Source organism: Betaproteobacteria bacterium (genome assembly GCA_016791345.1).
Classification (GTDB): domain Bacteria; phylum Pseudomonadota; class Gammaproteobacteria; order Burkholderiales; family JAEUMW01; genus JAEUMW01.
Genome location: JAEUMW010000059.1, coordinates 1 through 9,885, shown reverse-complemented (window position 1 = coordinate 9,885; position 9,885 = coordinate 1). Strand labels below are relative to the sequence as shown.

The 9,885-nt window shown below is 67.3% G+C and carries 13 protein-coding genes; all 13 read right to left on the bottom strand.

What is annotated here, in order from left to right:
• Positions 1-196: 196 nt before the first annotated feature.
• Positions 197-616: a DoxX family protein gene (locus tag JNK68_02285; GenBank protein MBL8539179.1), complete on the bottom strand. Its 420-nt coding sequence runs from the start codon at positions 614-616 to the stop codon at positions 197-199.
• Positions 617-627: 11 nt separating this feature from the next.
• Positions 628-1,074, bottom strand: coding sequence for a DMT family transporter (locus tag JNK68_02280; protein ID MBL8539178.1), 447 nt, complete (start codon positions 1,072-1,074; stop codon positions 628-630).
• Positions 1,075-1,099: 25 nt separating this feature from the next.
• Positions 1,100-1,441, bottom strand: a complete 342-nt coding sequence (locus JNK68_02275; GenBank protein ID MBL8539177.1) for an MliC family protein — start codon at positions 1,439-1,441, stop codon at positions 1,100-1,102.
• Between the two features lie 84 nt (positions 1,442-1,525).
• A complete protein-coding gene (locus JNK68_02270) occupies positions 1,526-2,305 on the bottom strand; it encodes a dioxygenase (protein MBL8539176.1) in 780 nt (259 codons plus the stop codon).
• A 21-nt stretch (positions 2,306-2,326) separates the two neighbouring features.
• Positions 2,327-3,967, bottom strand: a complete 1,641-nt coding sequence (locus tag JNK68_02265) for an MFS transporter (protein MBL8539175.1) — start codon at positions 3,965-3,967, stop codon at positions 2,327-2,329.
• A gap of 85 nt (positions 3,968-4,052) precedes the next feature.
• Positions 4,053-4,988 carry a DedA family protein/thiosulfate sulfurtransferase GlpE gene (locus JNK68_02260; GenBank protein MBL8539174.1) on the bottom strand — a complete coding sequence of 312 codons (936 nt, stop codon included), beginning with the start codon at positions 4,986-4,988 and terminating at the stop codon, positions 4,053-4,055.
• 11 nt (positions 4,989-4,999) lie between these two features.
• Entirely contained in the window at positions 5,000-5,569 is a 570-nt protein-coding gene (locus JNK68_02255) for a polyisoprenoid-binding protein (protein ID MBL8539173.1), read from the bottom strand.
• Positions 5,570-5,624: 55 nt separating this feature from the next.
• Positions 5,625-6,209 (bottom strand): YceI family protein, encoded by a 585-nt coding sequence (locus tag JNK68_02250; GenBank protein ID MBL8539172.1) that lies wholly within the window; start codon positions 6,207-6,209, stop codon positions 5,625-5,627.
• A complete protein-coding gene (locus JNK68_02245; protein MBL8539171.1) occupies positions 6,206-6,913 on the bottom strand; it encodes a cytochrome b in 708 nt (235 codons plus the stop codon). Before JNK68_02245 ends, JNK68_02250 begins: the two co-directional genes overlap by 4 nt.
• On the bottom strand, positions 6,810-7,604 hold the full coding sequence (locus JNK68_02240) for an SDR family oxidoreductase (protein ID MBL8539170.1): 795 nt from the start codon (positions 7,602-7,604) through the stop codon (positions 6,810-6,812). The genes JNK68_02245 and JNK68_02240 overlap by 104 nt, the downstream gene beginning before the upstream one ends.
• A 46-nt stretch (positions 7,605-7,650) precedes the next feature.
• Positions 7,651-8,271: an NAD(P)H:quinone oxidoreductase gene (gene wrbA, locus JNK68_02235; GenBank protein ID MBL8539169.1), complete on the bottom strand. Its 621-nt coding sequence runs from the start codon at positions 8,269-8,271 to the stop codon at positions 7,651-7,653.
• A 38-nt stretch (positions 8,272-8,309) separates the two neighbouring features.
• Positions 8,310-9,008 (bottom strand): pirin family protein, encoded by a 699-nt coding sequence (locus tag JNK68_02230; GenBank protein MBL8539168.1) that lies wholly within the window; start codon positions 9,006-9,008, stop codon positions 8,310-8,312.
• Positions 9,009-9,140: 132 nt separating this feature from the next.
• Positions 9,141-9,885 (bottom strand): arginase (gene rocF / locus JNK68_02225; protein MBL8539167.1); only part of this gene is annotated, 745 nt, incomplete at its 5' end.

Below are 9,885 nucleotides of genomic sequence, written 5' to 3'. Positions count from 1 at the left end.
GGTGCCGCGGCGGGTGCCGCCGGCGGCTATCTCGTCGACCAGCACCAACGCAATCAGCAGGCGCAACAGCAGCGGGCCTTCGATCAGGGCGTGCAGGTCGGCCGCCAGCAGCAGGCCCAGCAGCAGCAACAGTCGCGCTGAAACCGCAAGTCCCGACGCCGCGACCGTCGACAGGGCGCTCGCGGCGTTTGCTTCTCTAGCGATGCCGTCTGAGGCCGTCGAGACTGAGCGCTCCCGGCCCGAACGCGACGACGTAGAGAAGTCCACCCATCAGGGCGAGATTCTTGAGGAAGTGAATCATCTGGTTCTGCGCCTGATCCGGCGGCAGCGCCCAGAAGTTGTGGAAGATGAGCGTGGTCGGGATGCAGAAGAGGAAGATTGCGAGCGCCGCCCAGCGCGCCTTCCAGCCGAGCATGAGCGCGAGCCCGCCGCCGAGTTCGACGAGGATCGCACCCGGCAGCAGCACCTGCGGCAGCGGCATCCCTTTGGAGGCCATGTACGCCGTCATCGCGGCGAAGCCGGTGATCTTGCCCCAGCCCGAGAAGACAAAGAGGATCGCCAGCAGATAGCGGCCGATCACAGGCAGATAGCGTTGTCCGAATTCGCAGGCGTTCATTCCGGCAGTCCCTAGTTCTTCACGATCATGAGCGCGCCCGCGACGAGCAGCATCACACCCGCGAGCCGCGCAAGATTCACCGGGTGCCGGGGAAATCCCAGCAACCCGAAGTGGTCGACGAGCAACGACATCGCCATCTGTCCCGTCAGCAGCAAGGCGAGCAGCAGGGTCGCGCCGATCTTGGGGCCCAGATGCAGCGAGCCCACCACGTAGGCGGCACCGATCAATCCTCCGAACCACGCCCACACCGGCACGTGCACCAGAGCGGACGCACTCGGCAGCCGCACGCGCATGAGCAGCACGTAGCCGGCGATCACCGCAGTCCCCACGAGGAAATTGGGGAGCGCCGTCAGCAGCGGATCGCGCAACGGCGCACGCAGCTGCATGTTCATCGCCACCTGAATCGGCAGCAACGCACCGACCCCGGCCGCCAGCAGCATCGCCGTGACCTGATTCATCGTGATGGCGCCCCTTCTCGCTCTCTCAGTAGTTCCGGCGCGGGGCCGTCGGCAGCGCCGCCTGCGACTGGCAGGGCCCGAAGACGACCTTGCCGTTGTTCTCCAGGAACGCGCGCTCGCGGTCGAGATACAGCATGTAGGCACCGTCGCTGTATTTCTCCTCGGCCGCGCTCGCGGCGCGCGCCAGCACCACGCTTTTCCCGTCGATCACAACCGTCGCCGTGCGCCCGTCCGCGGACCGCGTCACCTGCATGACCTTGCCATCGGCGCAGTCGAAACCGAGCACCGCTGGATACAGCGTGCGCTCGACGTCACCGACGCATCCCGCGCACAGCAGGATGAATCCTGCAAGCGTCGCGGCTGGCACCGTCCTGCGACCTCCGCGATCTTCGGCGCGGACACTTCTCGATTGCTGCATCCTCCCTCCTTCGAGGACCGCCGCGGCGGCGCCTCAGTCGAACCGGTACACGTCCATCGCGAACGCCCCGTAAGTGTAGCTCGCATGGAGGCGCTCGCCGCGCCCGGTGCTGCCCGCCCCGGCCGCCACGAAGAGCGGCAGCAGATGTTCCTCGGTTGGATGATTGCGCGCGGCCTCGGGTGCGAGCTTCCGGTAGGCGATGAGATCGTCGTGGCGACCTTCGGTGATCGCGGCGGCAAGCCACTCGCTGAACGCCGCCGCGTAACCTGCCGGGGCCGCGTTCAGCGCCTGCCGACCGAAGTCCCGCAGGTTGTGCGTGATGGACCCCGACGCGAGGACGAGCACGCCCTCCTCCCGCAGCGGCCGCAGCGCCTCGCCGAGCGCCCAGTGCCACGCGGGTCCGCGCGCACTCTGGATCGACAGCTGAGTCACCGGAATGTCGGCGCCCGGATACGCGAGCACGAGCGGCACCCAGGCTCCGTGATCGAGACCGCGGTCGCGGGAAACATCGACCGCCGTCTTTGCCCGTTCGAGCAACTCGGCAACTCTCTGCGCCAGCTCCGGCGCACCGGGCGCTGTGTAACGCACGCGGTAGAGCTCCGGTGGAAAACCATAGAAGTCGTGGATCGTCTCCGGGCGTTGGGCAGCGCTCACGGTTGGCACCGCCGTCTCCCAATGCGCCGAAACCGCCAGGATGGCGCGTGGTGCGGGCAGCGATTGCCCCAGTCCGCGCAGGAAATCGCGTGCCGGGACGGGCTCTAAGACGAGTGTCGGCGCACCGTGGGAAACGAAGATGGCAGGCATCGTGGACATGGTTGATTCTCGCAGGTGATGTCAGGTTGCGATCAGAGGCACGGCCAGGCGCGGGTCCTGGCCGGCCGCGGTGTCGCGCTCGCCGGAAGCCGCGACCCAGTGCGTGACGACGATCGCGTCCGGTCCGACGTGGAAGCTCTTCGCCGCCGCCTCCACGGCGAGGTCCGCCACGGTCATGCGTTCGTGCTGACGCAGGTGTTCGACCCAGGATTCGATCATGAAGTATTCGATGTGGCGGCTGCGGTCTGCCGTGTCCCGGAAGAGTCCCCACGAGAAGGCGCCGTCGCGCTTGCGGATGCGATGCAGCGCCGCCATCGCCTCGCGAAAGGCCGCGGCGCGGCCGGGGTCGATGCGGTATTCGAGGCTCACCACCACCGGGCCGCTGTCATCATCGACGTCGTCGCGCCCGTGCGGCTGCGGCCAGTGCATGGCCGGCGACAGATCGGCGTCGACGTGATCGCCGATGCGCAGGCGCCAGGTGGCGGCAATGCCGAGGAGCGCCCCGACCGCGGAAGCGGCGAGCGCCACCGGAATGCCGGTGTGATCGGCGAGGTTCCCCCACAGCACGCTGCCCGCGGCCATCGCGCCCTGGAACACCGTCAGGAAGAGCGCCAGTCCGCGCGCCCGCACCCAGGCCGGCAGCGCCATCTGCGCCGACACCTGCAGCGACGAGATGACGCTGATCCACGCCGCACCCATGACGAGCATGGCGAAACTGAGCAACCAGACGTCGTGCACGAAGGCGAGGCCCAAAGCCACCGCGGCCGCCACCGTCGCGCCGATGGCGACCGTCCGGTCGGGCCCCAGGCGCGAGCGCAGCCCGGGCAGTGTCACCGCGCCGGTCACCGCGCCGACGCCGACACACGCGAGCATCCAGCCGTACAGCGCCGCGGTTCCGTGCAACTCGTGACGCACGATCAGCGGAAGAAAGGCCCACAGCGCGGAGGCGAACAGGAAGAACACGCCTGCGCGCACCAGCACGCGCTTGAGCGGCGGCGAATGGCGCGCGAAACGGAAGCCGGTGCGCAGCGCGCTGGCGAACCGCTCTGCCGGAAGCGTGCTCGTCCTCGGTTCCCGGCGCCAGCGGTAGAGCGCCACGATCACGCCCACCACTGCCAGCGCCGACAGCGCGAACACTGCGGCGGGACCCGCCGCCGCCACGATCACGCCCGCCAGCGCCGGGCCGACGGCACGCGCCACGTTGATCCCCATGGCATTCAACGCGATCGCCGCGCCGAGCTGCGGCTTCGGCATGAGCTCCGGCGTGGTCGCGGCCCACGCCGGCATCATGAGCGCGGCGCCAAGACCCAGCGCGAAGGTGAGCGCGAGCAGCACCCACTGCGTCGTCGCGCCGACGGCGGTCAGTCCCGCGAGCAGCGCCGTCATCGCCAGCGTCCAGACCTGCGTGCCGATCAGGAGGTGGCGGCGATCGACGATGTCGGCAAGCGCACCGCCGGGAAACGAGAGCAGAAACACCGGCAGCGTGGTCGCCGCCTGCACCAGCGCCACCATCGACGGCGACGGCGCGAGGCTCGTCATCAACCACCCTGCCGCCACGTCGCGCATCCACAGCCCCGCGTTCGCGGCAACGGCCGCGAGCCAGAGACTGCGGAACGAGCTCTGCCGCAAAGGCGCCCAGGCAGACCCGTGGACATCGTGCAGCGCCGGGTTGGGCAAGGCGCTCACGGGGTGTCGTCCCCGGGCCGGCAGCGTCTCGAAAGCGGCCGCCCGAGCCAGGCGCCACCCGTCAAATCAGCTTCTCCAGCTCGAACCCGGCCGCGGTCCACGCGTCGATGCCCCCCGAAAGCGGGCGCACATGCTGAAAGCCGCGCTGACGCAGCAGCCCCGCCATCTTCACCGCCGAGGCGTCGTTCGGGCACGCGCAGTAGACGACGATTTCATGGTCGCGCGAGATGTCCGTGACCACCCGATCGAGATTGTCCTGATCGAAGGGGCGCGCACCGGGGATGCGCAGGCCGTGCAGTTCCCGGTGCGTCTTCGAGCGCACGTCGAGAATCACCAGGTCCTCGCCGCGCGTCATCATGGCGTAAAGCTCGTCCACCGTGATGCGGGCCGCTTCCAGCGACTTGAGGAAGCGGTGCCGCTCCCACCATTTCCAGCCGATGTAGGCCGCGACCAGGGCCGCGAGAATCACCAGCGCGGTAACGCCGAGCTCCGCCATGTGCCCGAGCAGCCAGTCGATCTGGCCGTGGAAGACGAGCCCGGCGACCAGACCCACACCGGCCCAGAGCGCCGCGCCGGCGCCGTTGAAGATGAGGAACGTGGTGGGGCTCAAGCCGAGCGCACCGGCCACCGGCGGAGCGACGGTGGAAAGCCCCGGCAGGAACTTCGCGATCACCAGCGTGCCCGGACCGCGCCGCTCGAACGTGCTCTCCGTCTGCCGCACGCAGGAGTCCGGCGACAGCGACACACGGCACAGCGTCTTCAGAACGCGGTGACCGTAGCGGCGCCCGGCCACATACCAGACGAGGTCGCCAAGCGTGGACGCCACGATGGCGAGAACGAGCGCATACACGCCGTAGAGCGGATCGTGCATCGCCGCCGCGCCGGCCAGCAGGAGCACGGGCACCGCCGGAATCGGCGCGCCGATCTGCTCCAGCAACACGACCCCGAAGACCGCGGCGAGGCCGTACTGTTCGAAGAAGGCGGTGACGCTATCCATCAGCCCGCTGTTCAGTCCTTGAACGCCTCGACGTTGATGAGGAGCTTGACGTCGTCGCCCAAGGCCGGCAGCGCGTACTTCATGCCGAAGTCGGAACGCTTGATGGTGACGTTCGCATCCGCGCCGCACGCGTCCTTCTTCGCGACCGGGTTCGGACCGCACTTGAAAGACGTGATGGCAAGGGTAACCGGCTTGGTGATGCCCCGTATCGTGAGCTCGCCCTCGGCCGCGACGGGGACGTCGCCGTTGAACTTGAGGTTGCTCGACTTGAAGGTCATGGACGGATGCTGGGCCACGTCGAAGAAGTCCTCGCCGCGCAGGTGCTCATCGAGCTTCGGCACACCGCTGCTCACGGACGACGTGTCGATCGTCACCTGCACCGTGCCGCGCTTGGCCTCGCGGTCGATAGTGATCTTGCCCGAGGTCGTGTTGAAGCGCCCGCGCTGCGTGGAGAAGCCGAGGTGATTGACCTCGTACATGGGAAACGTGTGCCGGGGGTCGATCGTGTAGCTCTCCGGCGCCGCAAACGCGGGAGCGGCGAGAAAGGCGGAGAGCGAAAGGAGGGCGAGCTTCTGTTTCATCTAAAGTCCTTTGTGGGTGGTGATCAGGGATGACGGGGCGCCCCTCGGTGGCGCCTCAATGCTGCTTCGAAGAACCGGGTGCCACTGCGGCGGAAGCGAAGATCCGGAAGCGGACCTGAACCTCGTCCGCCACCGTTTCGGTGTCGGACCACTGCGCCTCGCCGATGCCGAACTGCAGCCGCAGCAAGGGGAACCCGCCCTCGATGAGCGTGCCGCCGGCTTCCGGTTTGAGTGTGACCGGGAACTTGAGGTCGCGGCTGCGGCCCTTGATGCCGAGCGTCCCGGCGACTTCGTACCGGTTGCCACCGAGCGGCTTGATGGCGGTGGACGTGAACTTCGCCTTCGGGAAGGAGGCGACGTTGAACCACAGCTTGCGCTTCACCTCGGTGTCGCCGTCCGTGCTGCCGGTGTCGACGCTCGCGAGATCGACCTCGATCTCCACGCGGCTCGCCTCCGGTGTGGCCGCATCGAATGCCATGCTGGCGCTGAACCTGGGAAACTGACCCTCCACCGGCACGTTCATCTGCCTGAACGTGAAGCCGATGCGGCTCTTCTGGTAGTCCACCGTATCCGCCCAGGCGGACGCTGCGACAAGGAGCGCGGCCACGACCGGTATTGCCAGGCGCTGCATTCGATTCATCCTCTCGGCTTGACGTTGGGGAGCATGCGCGCGAGCACGTCGTCGCGGTCCACGTAGTGATGCTTGAGCGCGGCGGCGACGTGCAGGATCACGAGCGCAAGCAGCGCCTTGTTCAGCGCGAAGTGCACGAGCTTCATGAGCTCGAACAGTTCCTTGTCCTTCGTCACGAGATCGGGCAGCTGGATCACGCCGAAATAGACGACCGGAAATCCGCCGGCGGAACTCATCACCCACCCCGAGAGCGGAACCGCCAGCATCAGAAGGTAGAGCAACGCGTGGGCAACCCCCGCGGCGTGCTGCTGCCATTCCGGCGTCGTCCGCGGCGGTGCGGGCGGCCGGTGCGTGGCGCGCCATGTCAGCCGCAACACGACGAGCAGGAAGATGGTGACGCCCGTCCACTTGTGCCAGGAATAGACCTTGAGCTTCCACGGGGAAAGATCGAGGTCGACCATGTAGCGGCCGACGACGAAGCTTCCCAGCATCAGCAGCGCGACGAGCCAGTGCAGGGCGATGGCGACGCCCGTATAGCGATGCACGCGCGTGCTGGACACGCTGCGGGATCGGCGGGCGTCGAGTGCGTGTTCCGTCACGGCATTCAGCTCAGGCCATCGACCGCACGCAGCCGCCTTCGACACGCACCGCCGCACCGTTGGTGGCGGAAGCGAGCGGACTGCAGAGGTAGGCGACCGTGGTCGCGATTTCATCCGGAAGGATGAAGCGCTTCAGCAGCGATGAGGGCCGCGCCGACCGGAAGAACTCCTGTTCCATCTGTGCCGGCGTCATGCCGTTTTCGCGGGCGAGCTGCTCGACGAACGTCGCGACACCTTCCGACGCAGTCGGGCCGGGCAGCACCGCGTTCACCGTCACACCGGTGCCCGCGGTGGTCTCGGCCAGTCCGCGCGAGATGGAAAGCTGTGCCGTCTTCGTCATCCCGTAATGGATCATCTCTGCCGGAATGTTGAGGGCCGACTCGCTGGAGATGAAGATGACGCGACCCCAGTTGCGCGCCTTCATGCGCGGGAGATAGTGGCGCGACAGGCGCACGCCGCTCATCACGTTGACTTCGAAGAAGCGCAGCCAGTCGGCGTCCGGAATGTCCTCGAACGCCTTCGGCTCGAAGATGCCAACGTTGTTGACGAGAACGTCCACGTCGGGTCGGGCTGCGGTGAGCTGCGCCGCACCCGCGACTGTTCCGAGATCCGCGGTGAGGCCGCTCACCTCAGCACCTTTCACTTCGGCACGAAGCTTCCCGACGGCCTCCGTGACGCGCGCTTCGGTCCGTCCGTTCACAGTGACGGTTGCGCCTTCGCGCGCAAGCGCGCGGGCGATGGCGAAACCGATGCCGAGCGTCGATCCGGTGACGAGCGCGCTCTTGCCTTCGAGCTGCAGGTTCATGCGATGAACTCCAATGGGATCTTCCGGTAAGGCGCGAGTGCCCGCCCTATTTCGCCGCCAGCTTCGCGGCGATGCCGGCGACATGCCGGCCCTGGAACTGCGCGATCGCGAGCTCGTTCTCGCTCGGCTGGCGCGAGCCGTCCGGCCCGGCGAGCGTCGAGGCACCGTAGGGCGTGCCGCCCGTGACTTCGTTCATCACGACGAGCCGCTGCTCGGAGTACGGCACACCGACGATCACCATGCCATGGTGGAGCAAGGTGCTGTGGAAGCTGGTGATCGTGGTTTCCTGCCCGCCGTGCTGGGTGGCCGTGCTGGTGAACACGCTGCCCACCTTGCCGATGAGGCCGCCCTTCATCCACAGGCCGCCGGTCTGATCGAGAAAGTTGCGCATCTGCGCGCACATGTTGCCGAAGCGCGTGGGCGTCCCGAAGATGATGGCATCGGCCTCGGCGAGCTGTTCCGGTCGTGCCACCGGCACCCCGGCGAATGCTGCGCGTGCCGCCGTGGCACCGCTTTTTTCGAGCACGTCCGCCGGCACGAGTTCCGGCACCTGGTAGAGCGAGACCTCGGTGCCGGCCACCTCGCGCGCCCCCGCTGCAACGGCTTCCGCCAGTTGGTGGATATGGCCGTACATGCTGTAGAAAACGATCTGTATCTTCGTCGCCATCGCGCATCTCCTTCGTCGAATCGATGTCCTGACTGCCTTCAGGGGAGGTCGAAAAGCAGCACTTGTGACTCCTGCAGCGCGGAGAGATTCAATGCCGTCTCGTCCACGATGCGGGCACCATCCCCTGCTTCGAGCGGCGTGCCGTTCAGCACCACCGCACCGCGCGCCACGTGCACGTAAGCACGCCGCCCCGGTTCGACCCGGTGCGCGACCGCTGCGTCCGGCGCGAGATCCGCCGCATAGACGCGCGCATCCTGATGGATCGTGACCGAGCCCTCGTCACCGCCGGGTGACGCGATGAGGCGCAGCGTGCCGCGGTTGTCCCCGGCCGCGAAATGCTTCTGCTCGTAGCCCGGCCGCACACCGCGCGCGCTCGGCTCGATCCAGATCTGCAGAAAGTGCACGGGATCGCGCTCCGACGCATTGAATTCGCTGTGCATCACACCGGTGCCCGCGCTCATCCGCTGCACGTCGCCGGGACGGATGACCGAACCGTTGCCGAGGTTGTCGCGGTGCTGCAGGCCGCCGTCGAGCACGTAAGTGATGATCTCCATGTCGCGGTGACCGTGCGTGCCGAAGCCGCGGCCGGGCTCGACGCGGTCCTCGTTGATCACGCGCAGCGGCCCGAAGCCCATGTGCGCCGGGTCGTAATAGTCGGCAAAGGAGAACGTGTGATAAGTGTCGAGCCAGCCGTGGTTGGCATGACCGCGCTCGCATGACTTGCGGATCTGCATCATTTGCTGTCCTCCGTGTTCACATTCGTCGAATATCTCGACGCTGCGCTGGACAGAATGATGCGTCCGACGCCCGGGGAAACCTAGCGGAATGTTTTGAGGGAGTCGTTCTGAAAAACTGAACGATGAGCCGGCCTAAGGAACTTCCGCCCGGCTCCCACGCGGGCGAGGCGGGATCAACGTGCTCTTGCCGAAGAGGCTTTCGATCAAGTCGACGGCGAGTTCCGCCGTCTGGTTCTGGCGGTCGAACGCGGGGTTGAGCTCCATCACGTCGAGCGACGCGAGGCAGCCGGTATCCGCGATCATCTCCATGCAAAGCTGCGCTTCGCGATAGGTCGGCCCGCCGCGCACCGGGGTGCCGACGCCGTGCGCGATCTCCGGATCGAGGAAGTCGACATCGAGACTCACGTGCAGATGCGTCCCCGCGTCGACGCCGGCCAGCGCGCGCTCCAGCGTCTGCCGCATGCCGATCTCGTCGACGCAGCGCATGTCGAACACCTCCATGCCGGCCGTGCGCAGAAAATGCCGCTCGGCATCGTCGACGCTGCGCACACCCACCAGGCGGATGTCGCGAGAACGTATGGCCGGCGCAGCACCGCTCAGGTGGGTGAGCTCGGACGGGCCGAAACCGCACAGGCATGCGACCGGCATGCCGTGGAGATTGCCGCTCGGTGTGAGTTCAGCGGTGTTGAAATCCGCGTGAGCATCGAGCCACAGCACGCGCAGCTTCCGCCGAGCTTGCCGGCATCTTTGCGCCACCGCGGCAATCGAACCGATCGCGAGCGAGTGGTCGCCACCGAGCAGGACCGGCAGGCGATCACCTGCAAGCTCTGCGCTGACGGCGTCGAACACCAGGCGATTCCACGCGACCACTTCCGCC